The organism is Roseivirga sp. AWQ4_251 (genome assembly GCF_056158225.1).
The window spans coordinates 592896-613983 of record NZ_JBSWSW010000001.1 but is presented as its reverse complement, the minus strand read 5'-3'; the positions used below and the strand labels follow the sequence as shown (position 1 = coordinate 613983).

At 39.4% G+C, this 21088-nt stretch carries 14 protein-coding genes; 6 read left to right on the top strand and 8 right to left on the bottom strand.

All coding sequences use genetic code 11. The features are described from left to right. The first annotated feature begins 1 nt into the window (after position 1). The 4 genes from ACXACJ_RS02800 to ACXACJ_RS02785 all read left to right on the top strand — a co-directional run bounded on the left by ACXACJ_RS02800 (position 2) and on the right by ACXACJ_RS02785 (position 3084). Positions 2-406, top strand: a complete 405-nt coding sequence (locus ACXACJ_RS02800) for a GNAT family N-acetyltransferase (protein WP_475132747.1) — start codon at positions 2-4, stop codon at positions 404-406. Between the two features lie 43 nt (positions 407-449). Further along, entirely contained in the window at positions 450-995 is a 546-nt protein-coding gene (locus ACXACJ_RS02795) for a hypothetical protein (protein ID WP_475132746.1), read from the top strand. A gap of 22 nt (positions 996-1017) precedes the next feature. After that, the gene (locus ACXACJ_RS02790; RefSeq protein ID WP_475132745.1) at positions 1018-1488 is read left to right on the top strand and encodes a DinB family protein; all 471 of its coding nucleotides are present in this window, start codon (positions 1018-1020) and stop codon (positions 1486-1488) included. A 147-nt stretch (positions 1489-1635) separates the two neighbouring features. Continuing rightward, complete coding sequence (locus ACXACJ_RS02785; protein ID WP_475132744.1) at positions 1636-3084, top strand: glycosyl hydrolase 53 family protein; 1449 nt, start codon at positions 1636-1638, stop codon at positions 3082-3084. 53 nt (positions 3085-3137) lie between these two features. On the opposite strand, the gene ACXACJ_RS02780 is transcribed toward ACXACJ_RS02785, so the two are convergent. Together ACXACJ_RS02780 and ACXACJ_RS02775 are read right to left on the bottom strand one after the other, a co-directional pair. Then, on the bottom strand, positions 3138-5714 hold the full coding sequence (locus tag ACXACJ_RS02780; RefSeq protein ID WP_475132743.1) for an ABC transporter permease: 2577 nt from the start codon (positions 5712-5714) through the stop codon (positions 3138-3140). Beyond that, entirely contained in the window at positions 5711-6040 is a 330-nt protein-coding gene (locus ACXACJ_RS02775; RefSeq protein WP_475132742.1) for a PadR family transcriptional regulator, read from the bottom strand. Before ACXACJ_RS02775 ends, ACXACJ_RS02780 begins: the two co-directional genes overlap by 4 nt. 141 nt (positions 6041-6181) lie before the next feature. On the opposite strand from ACXACJ_RS02775, the gene ACXACJ_RS02770 reads away from it, so the two are divergent. Then, on the top strand, positions 6182-7093 hold the full coding sequence (locus ACXACJ_RS02770) for a DNA-3-methyladenine glycosylase family protein (protein WP_475132741.1): 912 nt from the start codon (positions 6182-6184) through the stop codon (positions 7091-7093). Continuing rightward, positions 7090-7503: a hypothetical protein gene (locus ACXACJ_RS02765; RefSeq protein ID WP_475132740.1), complete on the top strand. Its 414-nt coding sequence runs from the start codon at positions 7090-7092 to the stop codon at positions 7501-7503. Before ACXACJ_RS02770 ends, ACXACJ_RS02765 begins: the two co-directional genes overlap by 4 nt. Here ACXACJ_RS02765 and ACXACJ_RS02760 read toward each other — a convergent pair. The 6 genes from ACXACJ_RS02760 to ACXACJ_RS02735 form a co-directional block, all read right to left on the bottom strand. Beyond that, positions 7500-11354 carry a DUF2194 domain-containing protein gene (locus tag ACXACJ_RS02760; protein ID WP_475132739.1) on the bottom strand — a complete coding sequence of 1285 codons (3855 nt, stop codon included), beginning with the start codon at positions 11352-11354 and terminating at the stop codon, positions 7500-7502. The genes ACXACJ_RS02765 and ACXACJ_RS02760 overlap by 4 nt on opposite strands. 2 nt (positions 11355-11356) lie before the next feature. Next, positions 11357-13330, bottom strand: coding sequence for a hypothetical protein (locus ACXACJ_RS02755; protein ID WP_475132738.1), 1974 nt, complete (start codon positions 13328-13330; stop codon positions 11357-11359). A 9-nt stretch (positions 13331-13339) separates the two neighbouring features. Then, positions 13340-14122, bottom strand: coding sequence for a glycoside hydrolase family 191 protein (locus ACXACJ_RS02750; protein WP_475132737.1), 783 nt, complete (start codon positions 14120-14122; stop codon positions 13340-13342). Between the two features lie 16 nt (positions 14123-14138). Continuing rightward, complete coding sequence (pelG, locus tag ACXACJ_RS02745; RefSeq protein ID WP_475132736.1) at positions 14139-15740, bottom strand: exopolysaccharide Pel transporter PelG; 1602 nt, start codon at positions 15738-15740, stop codon at positions 14139-14141. A 5-nt stretch (positions 15741-15745) separates the two neighbouring features. Next, on the bottom strand, positions 15746-17275 hold the full coding sequence (gene pelF, locus ACXACJ_RS02740; RefSeq protein ID WP_475132735.1) for a GT4 family glycosyltransferase PelF: 1530 nt from the start codon (positions 17273-17275) through the stop codon (positions 15746-15748). 288 nt (positions 17276-17563) lie between these two features. Further along, positions 17564-21010, bottom strand: a complete 3447-nt coding sequence (locus ACXACJ_RS02735; protein ID WP_475132734.1) for a pyruvate carboxylase — start codon at positions 21008-21010, stop codon at positions 17564-17566. Positions 21011-21088: the final 78 nt, after the last annotated feature.

Below are 21088 nucleotides of genomic sequence, written 5' to 3'. Positions count from 1 at the left end.
AATGATTAAATTAATTCCCCCAAGCCAAACCTGGGCTTTACGCCATTCAATTTTATGGCCCGATCATCCGCTGGATTACGTAAAACTGGAAGAAGATGAGCAGGGAACGCATTTTGGCTATTGGGTAGAAGGAAATTTGGTTTCCGTGATTTCCGTTTTTATCAATCAAAGAGAAGCTCAATTCAGAAAATTTGCCACTGCTGCCGAAGAACAAGGAAATGGCTATGGCACTTTACTACTTCAACATGTATTGGAATTTGCTGAAGCAAAAAACGCCAACCGCATTTGGTGCAATGCCCGAAAAGACAAAGCTTCTTTCTACGAAAAGTTTGGGATGCGCATTTGCTCAGAAGATTTTTTGAAAAATGGAATCGCTTATGTGGTTATGGAAAAACTACTTCCTTAACCCACCACAATTGCTAACTTGACGTTCTCTTTTCAAAAACATTATGAAAATCGGTCGCCCGTTCAACCAACTTAGCAAATCAGAATACGAGCTCTATATTCCCGAGCACAAAAAATACACTGATTTTAATACTTTGGGTTTATACCGTTCTTTATTGGAGAACGACCAACTTTCACTTTCTGACCAAATTGAACTTCGTGATTTGGCCAACGAACATTTCGAAAAAACCTTTGAATTTCTTCAACTCAAAGACCCGAGAACATATTATGAACTCAGCACCTTGGGAGAAGAAATGACAGTGGCTGACGAACGCCAAGCTTGGGAGAACATCAGGGAAAATCAAGAAAAAATCTTAAAGGACAAACGCATTAAACACCGCAATTTCGGTGATTATTCAAAACACAATTGTGGCCACCCAAGCTGTCATTTAGATGGAATTATGATCAAGCAGGGTTCTCCTTTAGCCGAGATGTGTATGTTCTTTAAAAGCGACAACAATAAAGAAGAGGCAAAACAAAAGGCCAAAAGAAGAAAGAAAGAGCGCAAAAATCAATCGCGCATTATTCGGGACGACTGGAACAGAGAATAAAAATAAAAACAACAACTCACCTATGGAAAACACACCAATTGGCCGATTGAAAAATGTAATGGAAGGCCATCCTTGGTACGGTACGGCTGTGCTAGAGAAGCTAACATCTATCGACTTCCAAAAAGTCAACGCTGTACCCCACCCCAAAATGAATTCAATCGCAAAACTCTTGCAACATATGATCAACTGGCGCTGGTTGGCCATTAAAAAAATGCAAGGTGAAGTATTTGAAATAGAAATCGATAGCGAATTAGACTGGCCAAACATAACCATTGACAGCCAAGCAGCTTGGCAAAAGCAGATCGAAGAGCTTAATCAAACGCAGCAGATTTTGATTGAAATGGTAGAGAATGCCAATGATGAATTCATGAACAGCCAAGTGTTGAATAGACAATATAATGTAGAGTATTTAGTAGAAGGAATTGTTCAACACGACATCTATCACCTCGGTCAAATTGCAGTGATCGAGAAACTCGCCAAACTGAATGATTGAGCAAAAAACAATCGATTGATTTTATTAACGTAATAAATACGTTTATTTAAACCCGATCTAGTCCGCTAATAAAAAAGCGGACGTTTTATCCGTTGAGCTTCGGTAATTTTTAATTCAATCAATGTATTGTACTGAAATTCAACACCTATGAAGTATCTAAAAATCAACTTATTGTTTCTTAGCCTTTTGCTCTTTCAATGCGCTGAAAAAGAGCAAAAAGAAAAAGTAGAAAGTCCAAAGACCTCCGAATTTGCAAGTGTGAGTCAAGTGGCTTCGGGAAATCCTGTTGGCGTGAAATTCACGAGTTACAGCACTACCCTCATTGCAGATGGAAAAGACAAAGCCAAACTTCGAATTACCGTTGTAGATAGTTTGGGTAAAGAAATCACATCGGCTAAAAACGAAATACACATTTCAGTATCTGGCGATGGAAAAGTAACTAAACTCGATGGCTCAAGCTTGCCTACTGCTACTGATACGGCTGGCGTAACTTTCGGCAAAGCCAGTTTAGAGAATGGCCAACTAGAGCTGTATTTTGTGGCTGGCACCAACCCCGACAAAGTGAAAGTTGAAGCGAAATCGGGAAAACTATGGCCAGGAGCTCATGAAATCCACACGGTGCCTTCTTCCATAGAAAACATGACGCCCTCTGCGGCTCAACTTCCTGAAACCGTAAAACCTATCGACAAAATGATTGGCGCTGACATTAGCTTTCTTCCTCAAATTGAGGCCAGAGGAGGCAAGTTCTATGACAATGGAGAAGAAACTGACGCTATTGCTCTTTTAAAACACCATGGCATTAATTACATCCGCCTCAGGATTTTTGTAAACCCAGAAAATGAAAAAGGCTATTCACCTGAAAAGGGTTTCTGTGGCTTAGATTATACGCTTGACATGGCCAAAAGAGTGAAAGAAGCTGGGCTAAAACTGTTACTCGATTTTCATTACAGCGACTATTGGGCCGACCCTCAACAGCAGTATAAACCTAAAGCTTGGAGCGAGCTGGACTATCCTACTCTGCGCGATTCTGTAGAAGCTTACACCAGCAAAGTTCTCAATCAGTTGAAAGCCCAAAACACGCTGCCTGACATGGTTCAGGTTGGGAATGAAATTAACCACGGAATGATGTGGCCCGAAGGACATATCAGTAATCCAGATCAATTGGCTGGTTTGCTGAAATCTGGAATTGCTGGAGTAAACGCAGTGGATAAGAATATCCCTATTATGCTCCATATTGCTCTTGGTGGACAGAATAAAGAAGCTAGATTTTGGCTCGACAATATGCTTGCTCGTGATGTAAAATTCGACATCATAGGTCTTTCTTTTTATCCGCGTTGGCACGGCACTTTAGACGATCTACAGTTCAATCTGAACGATTTAACCCAACGTTACCACAAGCCAGTGAATGTAGTTGAATACTCAGATTTCAAAAAAGAGGTTCACGACATTGCCTTCAACATTCCGAATGGCATGGGCAAAGGAGCAGCCATTTGGGAGCCATTGAACAACCGAAGCGGTTTATTTACTTCAGACAATGAAGCAACAGACCTCTTTTCGGTTTACGAAAAATTAAATCAGAAATATTTACAGCAATAAGAAAGTTATAAGCCCCCAAGCCACTTCAAACTGAAATGGCTTGGGGGTTTTCTCTATTCTATTCTCAATGTTTCTGAAAGCCTCATACTTCTTACTTTCCATACTTGTGATGAAAGCGTGAGAAAAACGACCCCAGTCAGAATTAAGGCAGCAAAAGAAATCGGAATAAAATTTATGGGTTCATGGTAAGGATATAATGAATCCAAAAAGAGGCCTACAATAAATATTGCCAACGTAATTCCTATAACCATCGCTATACTCAAGATTATTGCAAACTTAAAATAGACAGGTTTTGTAATCTGTATCAGATTAGCTCCCAAAACCTTTTTAATGCCGAAGTCTTTCATTCGTGAAGAAATACTCAGCGATGCCAATCCGAAAATCCCCATGGCAGCCAAAATAGTGGCCAGCGAAGCAGTAAACAACATAGTATCTTTTATTCCTGCGCTATCTCCCGAGCCTTTTTCAAATATGGATGACTGTAAAAATCCTTGATAAGGTTTATTTTTCACAACATCTACCCAAGCCTCTCTAATCTTCTTCTCCATCTCTTCTTCCATACCTGAGCCAACCTTTACCACCATGTAGTTCAACTGCGCATTAGCTTTTGTTTTGATCATTAAAGGCTCGATTTTATCGGTAAGTCTTGTGTAATGAAAATCTTTCAACACCCCTATTATACCGTAGTTTACGCTATCAATCTTCACAAAATCGTTTGTGCTGACACCATATTTTTCAGCAAACTGTTCATTAATAAGAATAGAAGACTGTTGATCACTTGATAATTCAGCATCGAAAAATCTCCCTTCTTTAAGTTCCAGCCCCATGAACTCGAGGTATTCTGCTCCACAAGTCATATATGAAGCACTAAACTTTGAATCATTCAAATAGAAAGATCCAGAAGCAGTCACTTCACCCAAAGAAACATTAGTGCTTGCTACGCTTTCCACACCCGATAGTGAATTCATTTTATTGAGCAAAGGTGAATAGAATTTCGATTCTGGAATATTGATCAAAACGCGATCTCCAGTTTCGAACTCCCAATCAATGCTCTCTCGCATATTGTTAGTCCGAACAAACATCACTCCTGCCACAATGGTAATAATTGACAGGATCAATTGAAATGTGATGATGAAGCCAGAAAATCCCCACTTTTTCCCCACATTCTCTTTGCCTCGAAAAATTACTGAAGGCTTAAATCGAGAGATATAAACAGCTGGATAAAATCCAGAAAGAAATGTTACAATCAGCAAAAGTGAAACCAAGAACAACCATAAATTCTGATTATGGATTAAATCCATTTTAATATTTAACCCGGACATTTCGTTGAACCAAGGCAAGAAAAGCCCTCGAGCGACAACTATGGCTAGAAAAATGGCTAAAGCACATAAAATCAAGTTCTCGGTTAAAAATTGTACTATGATTTGCGAACGCTTGCTACCAATGGTCTTTCTAATTCCAATCTCCTTTATGCGTTTAGAGGCCATCAAAATAGCAATATTCACATAGTTGGATACCGCCAACAATAGCATAATGCAAGCGATAGAAATAAGCAGAATAATTGGCCCTATGGGTGGAGTACCTCCTGGCGCTCCAGCCAAATCACGACTTGCCATCTCTTCCAGTGGCACCAGAAAAATCAACTCATATTGATGGTCGGGTTCAATTCCATTTTGCTTGGCTATCATATTTTGAAAGGCCTCCTGGAGTTGATTTACATCGGTTTCTTCTTTCAATTCAATGAATGTAACTACATTATCGCTCAAGGAATTTTCATGCTGATTGAGCACCTCGTAGTTTAATACAACACTCAATTTAAGACTTGAATTGAATGGTGAATTCTCTATGACTCCTCCAACAGAAAAAGAAACTTCCTCTTCTTCAAAAATGACTTTCATCATTTTGTCTATAGGATATTCGTCTCCAAAAAATTTAGTTGCAGTGGCACGATCTATCACAATTTTTGATGGATCATTTAAAACATCCTTACTTCCATATACCATAGGAAAGGAGAAAGATTTGAAGAAATCTGGATCTACATATTTGGTGTTACTGTAGAAAATATTGTCTTCAATGCTAATCACGTTGCTCCCTCCTGCGTATCGAGTACTGTGATTAATCTGAGGGAAATTATTAGGCAATTCATCCGCTAAAGAGGAAGAAAATGTCCCGTATTTGATCATACTTCCCTCTGAAAAAGCTTCATGGGCTACCAGATATATGTTTTCACCGTTTTCATGGAATCGATCTTTGACCAGAAGAGGTTCAATGAAGGTAAAAGCAACCAAGCAGCATGCAATAGCCGTAGAAAGCCCTATTATATTAATAAGGGAAGGCATTTTCTGGCGAAGGATGTTCCGCCAGCCAATTTTAAAGTAGTTTTTAAACATAGAAATGTTGTTAATATGTTGAGTTTGACTTGAATTTCTTTTGATATTCCTCCATCGAAAAAAGCGTAGCACGTCCCATACATAGGCTCTTCTTGCTTTTTGAAGCCCTTCCTCTTCCAACCGCCAGTAAAACAGCTCTTCAGCATCTCCAATAATCTGTTCCTTTAAATTAGGGCTGCAATACCAGTTTAGAAATCGAGAAGCCCATTGAGGCGGTTCATGATGATTGCCGTCTTTCATGCAGAAAAATTAAAAGCTGGCAATTGATTATAGAGCCTATCTCTGGTTTCCTTAACTTGATCTAACAAAGTCCTTCCAGAAGCAGTCAAAGTATAGAATCGCTTTCTTCTCCCTCCCCTAACTTGCTCTGCGCCCCCCATATGCGAAGCCAATAAACCTTTTTCCTCTAATCTATTGAGCACAGCATGAACAGCACTGATGTTTACTTCTCTACCAGTTTGATCTTTTATTTCCTTCAAAACAGTAACTCCGTAAGCTTCTTGATACAATACTCCGACCACGAGCAGTACCAATTCTTCCAGTTCACCAATATGTGTTCCTTTCATGCTATTCCAATTTGATTTACAAACATAGATAAAATATATCATCTATTTTTGTAGATGATATATTTTTAATGCCTGCACCCTGAATCTCATTATCAAAGAGATCATTTTATCCAGTACTAGAATTAACGTTTAACTTGCATTATGACTTCTCATGCTTTTTCAATTGCTCTTCCTGGTGACTTCAATTTTCCGGAATGTTTGTGGTTTCTCGATCGTGGGTATGACGAATGTTTATATACACTGAAAGATCAAAAGGTATTCAGGTTAGTGAAGCTCGAAAATCGATTGATACCGTTTTGCATATCGCTTGGTGAGAAGGAGCTTTTGATAGAAACGGCATTTGCTCTTGATTCTTCAGAAAAAATACTTTTGAAACAGTTTATAACACAATGGTTCGATTTAGACAAAAAGCTCGATGCCTTTTATGAATTGCTTCTGAAACAGTCATTCTTCGCATATATGCCTCAAACATTCAAAGGACTAAGGTTAGTTGGAATTCCTGACCTTTTTGAAGCGCTTTGTTGGAGTATCATTGGCCAGCAAATCAACCTTACTTTTGCTTATAAACTGAAACGCAGGCTGGTTGAAAACTATGGAAGTTCTGTTGACTGGAATGGCATTACCCTCCATCATTTTCCCGAACCTGAAGCGTTGGTTTCTATGGACGAAGACTTTCTCAGAAGTCAACAATTTTCAAGAAGTAAAATCAACTATCTAAAAAATACTGCTGAAGCCTTTGCTTCTGGTTTGGTTTCAAAAGAGAAGCTAAAGGCACTTCCCGATTTCACCTCTCGGCAAAAAATGCTTACCCAAATTAAAGGCATTGGTGTCTGGTCGGCCAATTATGCTCTGATGAAATCGCTAAATGAACCCGGAAGCATTCCTTTTGGTGATGTCGGTTTGTTGCAAGCTTTACAAAATCACGGGGTAATTAAGGAAAGGAATGAGCATGAAACGATTCAAAAATTGTTCGATCAATTTCCTGATTGGCAAGCCTATTTGGTATTTTATTTGTGGAGAAGCCTAAGTCATAACTTAAACCTCGATTCATGAAAACACCTACCCTATTTTTCATTTTGACGATCTTCAGCTTTAACGTTCAAGCTCAAGAACATTCAGCACTTTACCAGAAAGTAGACTCTCTTATTACCCACCAACTTCACTATACTTTTAACAGCGATAGCAGCACAGTTCAAAAGCCAGAAATTCAAACTTCAGAAACTGATACAAAAGGAATAAAAGAGCATTTCACCATCAACAATAATCCCGCACCTATAATTTTCATAGACGGCCAGCTTCTGAAACTCGCTCAATTAGATCATTATGTTTATGATGAAATTGAGAAAATAGAAGTTTACGAAAAAGGCGACATAAAAAGTATGGCCATATTCGGGACTTCAGGAAAGAATGGTGCCATTCTGATTACTACCAAAAAGGCTGAATCAAAGAAGAATACGCCTTAATAACTTCGTGGCTTATAGGAATACTCTCTTTTTCGATCAAGGAAATATTTGACTCCAAACTGAACGCCATTTGAATAGTAAAGCGATTGATTAAAGAGTTCGAATTGAGCGGTTACGTAAGTGAATTGCCTGATTGGGAAAGCTAAATTACCATTCACCCTTAAGAAACTGCTGGTGTAGCTATCCCAGAAATATCCAGCTTCTATTCGAGCTTTAAATTTTCGCTCATCTTTTCCATATGCCCAAGCCATACCTCCACCAGCGTAAATACGATTATCAATTACCCAGAAAGGATTTCCATTGGGCTGATTATCGTTAGCCGTTGAAGCAAAAACTTCTGCAAACGGAGACACAACCAAGAGATTTTCGCGGTTCAGATTCATAAACATTTTACCTGTAAATGCACCTTCAAAAGTTCCAGTAGTATAATAGCTTCCTATTAAAGCGGCCGAAGTTTGAATAAATTCGGTAGCGCCTCTCTCATAATAACCAACCAATTCGGATTTATAAATCCCTCTACTTATAGCTGGTCCTGTTTTTACCGCACCAGTGCTGAAAGTCAGCGATTTAAATACTTTTTCTTTCGACTTAGAAATCCCTGATTCAAAGTTGAAGAAAGTTTTCTGATCATCACTTTGTTCAAGCCCGCCTGATATGTAGAACAAAGGCTTAGCCGAGCTTTGGGCAGTTTGGTATCGATACTTTAAGCCATACAAGCTGTGTGGAACGTTGTTAGCATCAAACTCATTCAATACCAAATCTGAGACTTGGTCCTGCGTAATGGAAAAGCTATGCTGCCTCAACTTCGGTGTTTTCAAGTGAAATGTAGCTTCACTCCCCCACACTGATTGCTGAAAATTATCTTCTACATATGAGGTTTTTATTTCTACAGCATTGTTCTCAGTAATTCGAAGGTCTATAGTAATCCTTTTTAGTGATTCAGGATAGAAGAGATCTGGCGTTTCAGTCACCAAAAACTTTTGAACATCTGGTTCCATATAGATCACATCGGGGTTGAACCTAGCTTTAAAAGCCTCTTTGGAAGTTCCTGAAGAAAGTTTATGCGCTTCTACAGAAGCTCTTTCAAACTCACCTATGTCATACCAAACGTTGCTCACAAAGGTTCGCGCTTCATTATCCTCTGGATTTTTAGCGATATAAGCCTTATAAACTTCTTCCATTTTATTAAAGGCTTCCAAATCTACCCACCACTGAAGACGCGTGATAATAGGAATTTCATCTGTATGTTCCGCCCATAAAAGTGCATCTTGAATTTTACCTTCATCTGAAAAAGCATAGGTAATCGTGGTGGCTTTTGACCATAACAAAGGATAATCTTCAGGCCTTTTATCCTTCAGTTCCGTAGTTAGTTTTGAAGGCTCGAAGTCAATCAAATACTGAATGTATAAAGCATAATTCTCTGGACTTGGATTGCTCTTGTTCAATGCAGAAATAACCCCTTCAATTTTCACGAAATTATCAGGGTTATAGAAATACGTGAGGTATTCTTTGGCCAATTCTTCATTCCCTGGTTCCTGCTGAAGTTTTCTCCATATCCATTCTTCGGTAATCTCTTCTGTCGGATAGGCCTCTTTTTCCAGAAACAGGTCTACATATTCTAAGGCTTTTCCGGTTTTGCCTTCCTGGTAAAGCGAATCCAGATAAGCCCAAACATCTAAGCCTCTTTCCTGATAGCCCATATACAAAGCAAACTGATTGAAAGTAGCTGTATCAATACTGGAAGCTTCGTTTAAATCTCTCTTCAGCATATCTGTTGCTCCGCTTAGGTTTTCATTGGCCACCATCCAGGCCACAGAATCCTCGATTACTTCTGGAACTTCCGCAACAAATTCAGTTTCTGAAGAGACAGTTTCTCCTTTCTCGTAAGCTTTGGCTTCGGCTAAAAATGACTGATACTCCTCTTCTATTAAATCGAGCGCTTCAACTTCGGTGAATAGCAAATCCGATTTGAACTGGGCATCGGGAAATTCCAAAGCTGGTTCTCTGGTTTTTATGGTGAAAAGCGTTCCTCCATAGAACTGAGTTTTGCCATAGGCTTCGGAATTCTGTCTAATAAATCCTTCCACTTTGGCCGCATGATTTTGGCGTGCAAAAACACACCAATAATGGGCATCATCATGCCAATTTTCAACATTGGCTTTCCTCAACGAATAAAAGTCACCTGACTTGATGTAGTTCACCTTTTCGTTACGCCAATCACGCGTTATCGTGGCTGCTTCGGTAACATCCAAAAAGCGATTAGCCGGGTAAAGCGAAGTAGTTTTCTGTAAATAATCCGTCCAATAGGTGATCATCCCCTTTCTGCCATTGGTTGAAGAATACCAACCCAAACTCTCGCTGTTTCTATATTCATAATTTCCAGCAGAAGCATTATCAGGATCTGGCAACTGAAAAACATCATCGGGGTGAATGAAGTGTGTCCAAAGGCCAGTGTACAAGAACAAAGAATGGTGATTGTATTCCTTTTGAGGATGAAAAACATAACCACTCGTAATCCTCGGAAAATCGAAAAGTGAAGTTTCGAAAGGTTCGGGATCGAACTCACGGTCACCACCTTCTTCAAATTCGCCATCATAAGTGGTGCTCATAAATTCCATTTCGGGCATACCTCTCTTCAAATTAACTACTCCCGTACTGTCGATGTAGTTCGAAGGTGCCACATAACTTGTGGGAAATTTCCCAAGCCTATCCAGCGTCCATTTTTTACGAAGTGCACCCAAAGAAGCTTCTATATTTTGGGGGTTAGTCCAAACGGTAGAAAGGAGCGATTCATGATTATAGCCGTGTAACGCCAATTCATAACCATTTTTGAGCACCTGCTGACTCAGCCAAACTGAACTTCTTACCTGCTTTCCATCCTTAGTGATTTTATTCTGATCCCATTCATTGAAAAGAAAGGGAGGCTGTTTGATTTGGTGGTAGTTGAAAATGGTATAAGCAGAATATTTAATATTGAAACGTCTGCCAATTTTGACCATATCGGGCCACCAAACCGAAGTCACATATTCTGATTGATTAACGCCCAATTCTGAGCTGATAGGTTCCAGAGGAATATCATAAATAGGCCCTGGAAAATCATCGATAAAAACGGTGCTTGCGTTTACAACAGAATAAGGTACTCCTTCCAAACTGTTCAGGATAAAAGAAAACAAAAGACCTCTATCTGCCTTTCCAAACTCGATATTGGTATTAAAATGAATCACTCGACCGTTTCCTACACGGTTTTCAACAATTACAGGAATATCTTCATTTGTGGCTGCTGTTGCCAGAATCCTAACCGTAGGTTTGAAGTTTTCGCCTGATAAACAGAAGTTCTTTTTGGTTAAATAAAGGGCTGCATTATCGAGTCCTGGTAGTATATCGGTTTCAAAACGAATACCTTTTGCTTCAAGATCATAGGTATATTGAGCGTCCGACTTCAATCCCGACAAATAGCCCATTCTCCTGTCTTCGTTCACACTTGGGAAAATCACTGTTCCACCTTGAGATAAAAACTTAAAAAGTGCTTGTACAGCTTTATCGCTCAATCGTTCGGTGCTATTAATCAACAACACCTTTACAGAAGAAGCCAAGGCCGGATTTTTATCAAATTCTTCAATTTGAATGCTCTTGTAAGGAATCTTTGTGTAGTCCATCACCTTGGCGACATGTTCCTGATACAAAGAACTGAGTGGATGTTTTTGATCTTCCACAAACACAACAAGTTCTTCCGCAGCCACAAACTCAGTTTCTGTCAACTGTTCTGGCTCATTTTCACTGCAAGAAAAAATCTGAAGTGTCAGAAAAACAGCAATCCAAATGGGGTTATATCGTTTCAGAGAAATTTTCAAACTCAAAGCATTTCGTCAATTCTGGCCTGATTTGGGTTATTCACGATTTCATAAACCCGAAGGTCCTTTCGCTCGAAAAACAACCTCACAGTCCTTCCTTTTCTTTTCAATTTTTCGATTTCAGCCATCACACGTCCTGTTAATTCCATATTGGAAACCAGATCGTCAAACTCATTTTGCTCGGTATTACTATACACAAAAACCAAGATACTATTGGGTAAAATGTATTGACTATTCTGACGCAAGAAATCTTTGTTTTGCTTATTGGCAAAGTACACAGAATCACGAGCATCATAAGTAGTCAGAAAATCATCGTAAGTGATAAAATTATGCGACAAAGTACTTAAAGGTTGAAGCGTATTGCTATTTACTACAGCGTATGAATAGTCCAGAAAGCCAGCACTTATACTTTGGTAAGCGCCCAAAACATCTTTTGGCAAACGCGATTGCGGAGCCTCTCTTAATAAAAGTTTCTCTTGTGTAAAGTAAGCCCCAGACAGAAAAATAATGAAGGCCAAAGGCACAGCTACAAACTCGGGCAAAGCAATGCGCTTCACTTTTGTAATGAAGAAATAAATAATCAAATAGATGAAAATACCGAAAGCTATGGCTATAAAAACGGGAAGAACTTCATTGAACAAATCAGGATCGAAATACCTGAAATTCAATAATTTATAAAAAATCAAAAGATTGATATAGATAAGAAAGGTGATTGGGCTCACCCATTTTTTGCGGTTCTTTCGGTACAAGAAGAACATGATTATGAGCGCAACCACTGAAATTCCTTGTACCACTTTCAACAGGGTGTCATAATCCCAAATCATATTGGAAGTTGATGTTGAAGAAGTTACCGAAAGCAAGTTGTTCGCTACGAAAAAGAGAAAGTCGACCTGATTTTTATAACAAGCAAAGGCATAAATGGCAAAAATCACCAAGCTACTGATAAAGTAGGCACCAAGGCTTTTCCAGTAAAATCGAAGGTATTTTTTCCTCACGAAAAATGCTGTCACAATAAAGATTGGCGGAATTAAAACAAGTAGCGTAAATATGTCTATCAACGCTATGGCAGCAAAAATCACGATCATACTGAAACGATAACCGCGTGGGTTTTTCTTGTACAGAATCCATGGTTTACGAATGAATACCATAGCCGGCAAGGCAAATGAAAGCGCGGTTAAAGTCTGTTTTCCGTGAGAAATCTGCGATAAATCGATAGGTGCAAGATTGAAGAAAACCGCAAAAATCAATGACGAGATTAGCGGAACCGTAATCTTGGAACTCGTCATTACATTCATAAACCAAAAAATGACGAATGTGAGAATATAGCCTTGAAGAATTCCGTAAGATTCTAAAGCAATCTCGGGGCTAATTCCAGTGAGTTTACCATAGAAATTTATGATGGAAAATTCGCCTACTGTCGCCAAATATGGATTAAACCACTCTTGCGTAGAAATTCCTTTGATAATTTCCAGATCCTGAAACCAAGCAGTAGAAAGCTGGTAAGTATCGTATTTCATTAAATAAGAGCGTGTAAAAAGAGCTATTAAACTCACTACTACCGCCACTATGAACTCAAAGTTGATCTGTAATCTTTTAGAAGGTTCTTCTTCAACCATATCGATGATCGGTTCCTTATCCTCCACATTTTCGATTACGTTCAGCAAAATCATTTTTCGCTGCCGCTTGAACAGTTCGGTATCTCTAAAGATGTTTCGAAGACCAACCAATCTGAATCCGAAAAACAGCATCATAATAGACAAACAAGTCATTAAATCGTAGCTGTTAATTTGGATCAGCAGAAACTCAACTAATAGAATAATGCTCAAAAAGAATGTCCACAAGTAAGCCATACTGTTTACCTGATTCACCGATTTCTTCCCTTTAAAAAACAGGCGCTTTATGACATAAAAGAAGAGCAGCCAAAAGAATAGCCGAACCAAGCCAAGAAATATGGAATCTATGTAAGGAAGGTTCATGCTAAAGGATTATTTAAATTTTGGCAGATTTTGCAAGTCCACAGTTCCGACAAAATAGTCCCATTCCAGAGACTGGATTTGGTGTTTCACCTTGTTCAATAGCTTTTTAGAATCGGCATATTCGATCAGAATTACTGGTAGTTTATGCTTTCTTTCAAGCTTCTTTAAGCGTTCCACAATCTCATAAAACTCCTGATTCTTCCTTAGTTTGTATTGATCTTTCGCATGGCTATAATCGCTTGCTACCGATTCAATGGCCAAGGCATCTACATATTTCGCTGAAGCGGGCACCAAAGAAAGCCCTGCATTTTGCATTAAATAGATATCGGGGAAAGCTTCTTTAAGCAACTTCAAAAGGTAAATCAATTCATCACCTTTTTCAGGGTATGGCCCCCATTCTGCAAACGTGTCTACAGTATCTAAAAACAGCCCGTCAAAGCCCTTCTTGTTGATTTCTCCAGCCTCGTCTATAAGCGTTTTTTGAGTTGCTTCATCACTCAAATCGAGATAATAACTTCCCCAAACTTCGTTTTTACCCAAAGTTTTATCTTTGATTTCAGCATAATAATCTCGATTGGTATCTACTTCGCCAACACTTAAATAACCCAATACAACTTCGTTATTTTCCTTCAGCAGTTTTACATCGAAAGCGGAGTATTGCTCCGACTCTACAATGACGTATTTATAACCTCGGATTTTATCTGGATTCACCTTTCCGTAACACACCAATACAGGCATGGGCTCGGTTGGCACTTCTTGGCAACTCAAATCTGTAAAAGACAAAAAAGCCATAAGCAAGGAATATATTTTAATAGGCCGCATAGTAGAAGTAATCTAAATTCTTGAAGAATTTTTTTGTAGAAATAAGTGTCAACACCATAAAAACAGCGGAACCGGATAACATACCGATTACGCTATACTCGTAGGCCACCATACAACTCATAAAAAGACCTACGATTACATTTACAACACAGGCTACCAAAATAGCCCACAACGGTTTTGCCGGTTTATTCAAAGTGAATAAATACAGCGAATTGAGCATTCCCCATGCAATGAGAATATAGCCCAGAGTTCCGATTAAACTTACCCTAATACTCACAGGATCGAGGGCTTCTTCAAAAGCCTTTTCATATCCTAAACGAACCCAAATTATAAAGTACAAAAGCCCAATCATGGCCACTCCAGTAATCAACAATATGATAACGTGTTGCCAATACATTCGGAGTAATTTTGCGTTGAAAACTTCAGGCTTATTATAAGGAACCTGTTTTTGAAAAAGGTCGCTGAAAGTACTGAAAGAAGCGATTCCATACTCCAAAACCCCAACTAACAGGAAGAAAATCAGAATGGCAATGTCCATCCCAACTTCATAACTTTTATCATAATACAATACATAAGGCAACTCTCTGCCATTCACAGTAGACCATGCCAACGTTCTATCAATAAAAATGAAAAGGAAGAACAGCAGACCATAGAAAAAGTATCGGTAGTTTCTATAAATCATCACTGCACTTTTCTGCGTAGCACGATTAAAACTCTTTGTTTGCTTTACCTTTTTATTGAAGAAATAATTGAGGTAAGCCACCATAATACCAATGGCTACCCAAATGCCAATCCAGTGCGTGTAATAAGTATTTAAGTCTGTTTTCAGTTTTAGCACAAGCGCCAAACCTGTGGCCAACACAAATGCCACTGTAATTACCCAGCGTTCTTTCAAAGGGTGAAATACAGCCGAAAACAGAAGCAGAATTCCTATGGAAAAGGCATATGCATAAACAATAAACAGAAATCGATAGGGATAAAAATTGGCAAAGAAATTCAATACCAAAAAGAGTACGCTAAGTACGGCTAAAAACAATACACCATCACGAATTACCATAATCGTACTTTTGCGGGCCATGAGAAAGTCATGGTTGAACCAATAATGCGAAACCTGCCTACCAATCACCTGAACGAATCCGCCAGTGCCAATAAGCCCAAACATTACCCCAATTACCACGGCAGTTGACTGCAATTGATTAAAATCCAGATCGGTCCATAAGGAATAACCGAAAAGAATAATGGTTAGAATTTGAAGAAAAACCGGTAAACCGTGAAATAAACCCAGCGGATAGTAATAAAAGAAGTACTTGGTTTTAACCCTCAAGTAATCAGAGGCAGAAGTAAATTCACTTCGGAACTGATCGCTGATCTTAATTTTTGATGGATGTGTAGCGAGAAATTCAGTAGTAGTAATTTGCTTATGAACCAGAATGGCAAGTTTCTGAAGATCGTCAATGCCATAGTCTTCCTTAGCATCGATGGTGCGAATGCTCATAAACTCCAAAGTAGCCCTGACTACGTTCACATTTACGGGTTTACCAATTTTGTCGTAAACCTCGAGCCCCAACTGCGCTATCTTCTCTTCCATACTTTTTAAGCCAATTCGTTTGGCTCTTCTAGTTCCTTTTTAGCCAAATGATCGGCATACACTTTATCGTAAATTTTCTCGTAGTTTTCAATAAAAATATCCAAAGTAAAATGCTCCATCACCCTCTGGCGACCGTGCTCACTCATTTTCTTTCTGAGTTTCTCATCCGTTAATAGTTCTACTACCTTTGCTCCAATCGCCTCTGGATCTCTAGGTTTGCAAACAAAACCCGACATGCTGTCAATCGCCTCACTTACCCCACCAACGTCCGTTGCCACCACAGGCACACCGCAACTCATTGATTCGAGCACCGTAAACGGAAAACCTTCAGAAATTGAAGTAAGTATAGAAATATCGCCTTCGCTGAAAATCAAGTGGGGCTGATTATGGTATCCTTTCAGAAAGAAATTGTCGCGCAACTTCAATTCATCAATCAAGTCTTCACACTGTTTTGTGTATTCCGGAACAGCGTTCTTATCTCCATAAATTAGGTATTGAACGTTCGGGATTTTTCTTCTCACCACATCGCAAGAACGAATCATGGTAAGTACATCCTTCAGTTCAAAAATCCTTGCGGCTGCAACAACGGTTGGTACGTTTTTTAAATGATCGGGCTTTTCTCTCGGAACAAAACGGTTGTGATCCACGCCATTGTAAGTAATCTCAATCTTGTCTTTGTTCGCCCCATACATCAGTTCCCAAGTAATGTTGAACTGATTTACGGAAAGAATTTTGTCGGCCTTGTAGTAAGAAAGTCGTGTGATGGCTTCCGTGAGCTTAATCAGCAAAACTTTGATAAAATACGAATAATCCGAACGATTGATGTACAGCAATCTTTCCCTCACATAAACGCCATGTTCCGTGATCATTAACGGAGTATCATACCTGTACTTCAACACCAAAGCTGGAATTAAAGGAAAACCAGAAAGCGTAATATGAGATAAATCGACTTTTTTAACGGCTATTGAAAAAGGAATTAAGAAGCGATAAAGCCACCTTAAACCTACAGTAATATCGAAAAGCGTGGCTTCGTAAGAACCATCGGCATAAGTTTCTTGAACCGCTTCATTCTGAAAAACCCTCCAAACCTGCTCACTGCGCATGGTTTCCTTATAATCATAATCCTGAAAATACTCCCACATGCTTCTGAAAGTAAGATCAAGGTCTTTCATGTCTTCGCTGTCATCATAAATCAGCTGAAGAAATTTCTTAAAAAGCGGAATAAACTTATCCTCAATGACTTTTGGTGTGGTGTTCTCCTTTTTATGAACCACTTTGTAATATTCTCCCCCATAACTCACATAGTCCTGAGGCTCATCGGGAGCCCAAAGCGGAACCTGAATTACATCTTTAACACTTTCGCCCAACTTGAAAATGGGTTCTTTTTCAAAGCCAGCATTTATGGAATATAGTGAATAGTCCACGTTGGAAATCCGCTCACAAAGCATGTGACTCCAAGTGGAAATTCCTCCACCATAAAACGGGTAGGTTCCTTCCGAAATTAATAAGACTTTGATCTTAGGCTTTTTGTCCATATCACTGGTTTTGCGGCTGCTAAAAACCGCGCTATTTACATAAAAAGTAAATAAGCCAGTACGATTAACGAAGGTTTTTCGCGGCTAAGATTATAGAGAATTTAGAATTATCCAATTCGAAAAACTGCACTCAAAACGCCAAAACACACTTATCGCACATTCATTAATTTAATCAACAAAAAACTGAATGCCAAGACCGATTGTTTTCAAGATTTTTTTTTGAGCAAAAAATAAAGGCCGAAACTTTTTGCTTCGGCCTTTATCATTTTTTTTGATCCGATATTAACCTTATTCAAGCTCTACAACCAAATCTTCCTGATCTACCATTTGACCAGGCTCAATATGAATTTTCTTCACCTTGCCTGATTTATGAGCAGCTACTGTGGTTTCCATTTTCATGGCTTCAATCACAAATAGTGGCGTATTCTCTTTCACTTCTTGACCAACTGAAACCTTAACATCGGCCAAACGACCTTGCAATGGTGAACCGATTTCATTTTCAGCTTCCGCCTTTCTGTGAGTTGGTTTGGTTACTTCAAAGTTTTTGTCTTTCACTTGAATGACACGTGTTTGGCCATTCAGTTCGAAATACACTTTTCTGATACCGCTTTCATTTGGTTCAGATTTATAAAGCTTTTTAACGATGATGTGTTTACCCTTACCAATTTGCACGAAGATTTCTTCGTTTTCCTTCAAGCCATAGAAGAAAGCCTTGGTCGGCAGGTGGCGTACTTCACCAAAGTTCAACCAGTGATAGTAAAAATCCCTGAATACTTTAGGGTAAAGCTTATAACTGATGAAGTCTAATTCATCGCAGTATTCATCAAAATCTTCTTGAAACTGCTTGAACTCCTTTTCGAAATCCACAGGCTCTAGATGGGCATTTGGCCGATCTGTATATGGAGTTTGCCCTTTCAGAATGATTTTTGAAAGCTCTTGAGGAAAACCACCGGGCATTTGTCCCAAATCTCCTTTAAAAAAACTCACAACAAACTCTGGAAAAGAAAGAGATTCTCCACGCTCCAGAACATCATCAACCGTAAGGTTATTCGAAGTCATGAAAATGGCCATATCTCCTACCACTTTAGAAGAAGGCGTTACTTTCACAATATCACCAAACAGATGGTTCACCAAGGCGTAATTGGCCTTTACTTGTTCGAACTTATTCTCTAAACCTAAAGCAGCAGCTTGCGGCCTCAAATTCGAATATTGACCTCCAGGGATTTCGTGATCGTAAACTTCAGCCGTTCCAGCTTTCAACCCGCTTTCAAACGGATAGTAATATTCACGCACATCTTCCCAATAATTCGAGAATTCGTTCAGTTTACCCAAGTCAATATTAGGCTGTCTATCATGGCCTTCTAAAGAAGCCACCAATGAATTAAAGTTCGGCTGCGAAGTAAGTCCCGACATTGAAGCAATCGCAACATCTACAATATCCACTCCCGCCTCAATCGCTTTAAAGTAAGTTGTAGCCTGCATTGATGATGTATCGTGAGTGTGCAAATGCACAGGAATATCAATGGCTTGTTTTAACGCAGGAATCAACAACTCGGCAGCTCGTGGTTTAAGCAAACCTGCCATATCTTTGATACACAACATATGAGCGCCTTCATCTTCCAAAGCCCTGGCCATATCTAAGTAATACTGAAGATTGTATTTCGAAGATTGATCCAGCACATCGCCCGTATAGCAAATACAAGCTTCGGCCACAGAATTGGTTCTTTCACGAACCGTTCGAATGCTCACTTTCATGTTTTCAATCCAGTTCAGCGAATCGAAAATCCTGAAAATATCCATGCCGTTTTCAGCCGACTTTTCAATGAACTTTTCAATCAGGTTGTCTGGATATGCCTTATAGCCCACTCCATTCGAACCTCTCAAAAGCATTTGAGTAAGTATATTCGGCACAGCTTGACGAATCAGTTTCAATCTTTCCCAAGGGCTTTCGTTCAAGAATCGCATGGAAACATCGAAAGTTGCTCCTCCCCACATTTCGATAGAAAAGACTTCAGGATGATTCTTTGCAAAGCTTTCGGCTACATTAAGAATATCGAGCGTTCGCATTCTGGTAGCTAAAAGCGATTGATGAGCATCGCGGAAAGTGGTATCAGTAAACAAGATTTGATTTTGCTCCTTTACCCATTTCGCCAAACCTTCCGGCCCTCTTTCGTCTAAAATTTGCTTAGTGCCCGATTGTGCCGTGGCAAAACGATTGCTTGCAGGGATTTTAGGATCTCTAAAATGAACCGTTGGGTCAATTTTCTTCACATTCGGATTGCCATTAACCGCAACTTCACCCAAATAATTAAGCAAACGCGTAGCGCGGTTCATATAGCGCGGCATCTGGAAAAGCTCTGGGTGAGATTCAATGAATTTTACAGTGGCTTCGCCCTTATAAAAAGTTGGGTGCTTGAGCACGTTCTCAAGGAAACCTTTATTCGTTTTAACACCTCTGATTCTGAATTCTGAAAGTGCGCGTTGTAAACGTTGAGAAGCTCCCTTAAGAGTTCTTCCGCTGGCCGAAATTTTTACCAACATTGAATCAAAGAAAGGAGAAATGGTAACCCCTGCGTAGCAGTTACCAGCGTCTAATCGGATGCCAAAACCACCAGCACTTCGGTAAGCGATTATAGTCCCATAATCAGGTTTGAAGCCATTTTCTGGGTCTTCAGTAGTAATTCTACACTGAATGGCGTAACCGTTACATTGTACATCGGATTGGTCTTTGATGAAAATCCTTGGATCATCAAGCGGATAACCTTGCGCAATTTCGATTTGCGATCGCACAATGTCGATTCCTGTAATTTCTTCTGTAATTGTGTGTTCTACCTGAACCCTCGGGTTCACTTCAATAAAGTAGATGTTCTCATCAGCATCTACCAGAAACTCAACCGTTCCTACATTATTATAATTTACTTCACGAGTGATTCTAAGCGCGTATTCGTAAAGTTTATCGCGGGTTTCTTGCTTCAGATTGATGGATGGAGCAACCTCCACCACTTTCTGATATCGCCTTTGTACAGAGCAATCGCGTTCGTACAAATGCACCAAGTTTCCGTAGTTATCACCCATTATTTGCACTTCGATATGCTTTGGGTTATCTATGAATTTCTCCAGAAAAATAGTGTCGTCACCAAAAGCCTTAGCGGCTTCACTCCTCGCTTCGTTGAAAGATTGCTCCAGTTGACTTTCTTCGCGAACCACGCGCATTCCGCGGCCTCCACCGCCTGCAGCAGCTTTTACCATTACAGGAAAGCCTATGTTCTTAGCTTCTGCTAACGCAATTTCGAAAGAAGTAAGTTGTTCTTTACTGTCTTCAATCAATGGCACATTGGCGTTTCTGGCTACAATTTTAGCCTGAACTTTATCGCCCAAACGCTCCATTACTTCTGGTTCTGGCCCAACGAAAATGATTCCAGCTTCTTTACAAGCCCGAACAAATTTTACGTTTTCGGAAAGAAAACCATACCCAGGGTGAATAGCGTCTACGCCTTCATTTTTGGCAAGGGTAATGATTTCATCAATATCTAAATAAGGTTTTAACGGATCGTCATTTTCACCGATTTGGTATGCTTCATCGGCTTTGTATCTGTGTAAAGAATAGCGGTCTTCATAAGTATACATAGCTACCGTTCTGATTTTCAGCTCAGAAGCTGCTCTCAAAACACGGATGGCTATTTCACCTCTATTGGCAACAAGTAGTTTATTGATTTTTTTAATTTTCGAATCCATACGATAAGAACTTATCTTGAAATGGAAAGTTAATAGAATCAATGGAAAACGGCCATATTCAGATAGAGGGATTAAAAG

Excerpts from the sequence above, each read along its gene's own strand:
- ACXACJ_RS02775 (WP_475132742.1), bottom strand. The coding sequence starts at position 6,040 with ATGAAAGGAACACATATTGGTGAACTGGAAGAATTGGTACTGCTCGTG.
- ACXACJ_RS02735 (WP_475132734.1), bottom strand. The coding sequence starts at position 21,010 with ATGGATTCGAAAATTAAAAAAATCAATAAACTACTTGTTGCCAATAGA.
- ACXACJ_RS02790 (WP_475132745.1), top strand. The coding sequence starts at position 1,018 with ATGGAAAACACACCAATTGGCCGATTGAAAAATGTAATGGAAGGCCAT.
- ACXACJ_RS02750 (WP_475132737.1), bottom strand. The coding sequence starts at position 14,122 with ATGGCTTTTTTGTCTTTTACAGATTTGAGTTGCCAAGAAGTGCCAACC.
- ACXACJ_RS02755 (WP_475132738.1), bottom strand. The coding sequence starts at position 13,330 with ATGAACCTTCCTTACATAGATTCCATATTTCTTGGCTTGGTTCGGCTA.
- ACXACJ_RS02795 (WP_475132746.1), top strand. The coding sequence starts at position 450 with ATGAAAATCGGTCGCCCGTTCAACCAACTTAGCAAATCAGAATACGAG.
- ACXACJ_RS02765 (WP_475132740.1), top strand. The coding sequence starts at position 7,090 with ATGAAAACACCTACCCTATTTTTCATTTTGACGATCTTCAGCTTTAAC.
- ACXACJ_RS02780 (WP_475132743.1), bottom strand. The coding sequence starts at position 5,714 with ATGAAAGACGGCAATCATCATGAACCGCCTCAATGGGCTTCTCGATTT.
- ACXACJ_RS02785 (WP_475132744.1), top strand. The coding sequence starts at position 1,636 with ATGAAGTATCTAAAAATCAACTTATTGTTTCTTAGCCTTTTGCTCTTT.
- ACXACJ_RS02800 (WP_475132747.1), top strand. The coding sequence starts at position 2 with ATGATTAAATTAATTCCCCCAAGCCAAACCTGGGCTTTACGCCATTCA.
- pelF (WP_475132735.1), bottom strand. The coding sequence starts at position 17,275 with ATGGACAAAAAGCCTAAGATCAAAGTCTTATTAATTTCGGAAGGAACC.
- ACXACJ_RS02770 (WP_475132741.1), top strand. The coding sequence starts at position 6,182 with ATGACTTCTCATGCTTTTTCAATTGCTCTTCCTGGTGACTTCAATTTT.
- pelG (WP_475132736.1), bottom strand. The coding sequence starts at position 15,740 with ATGGAAGAGAAGATAGCGCAGTTGGGGCTCGAGGTTTACGACAAAATT.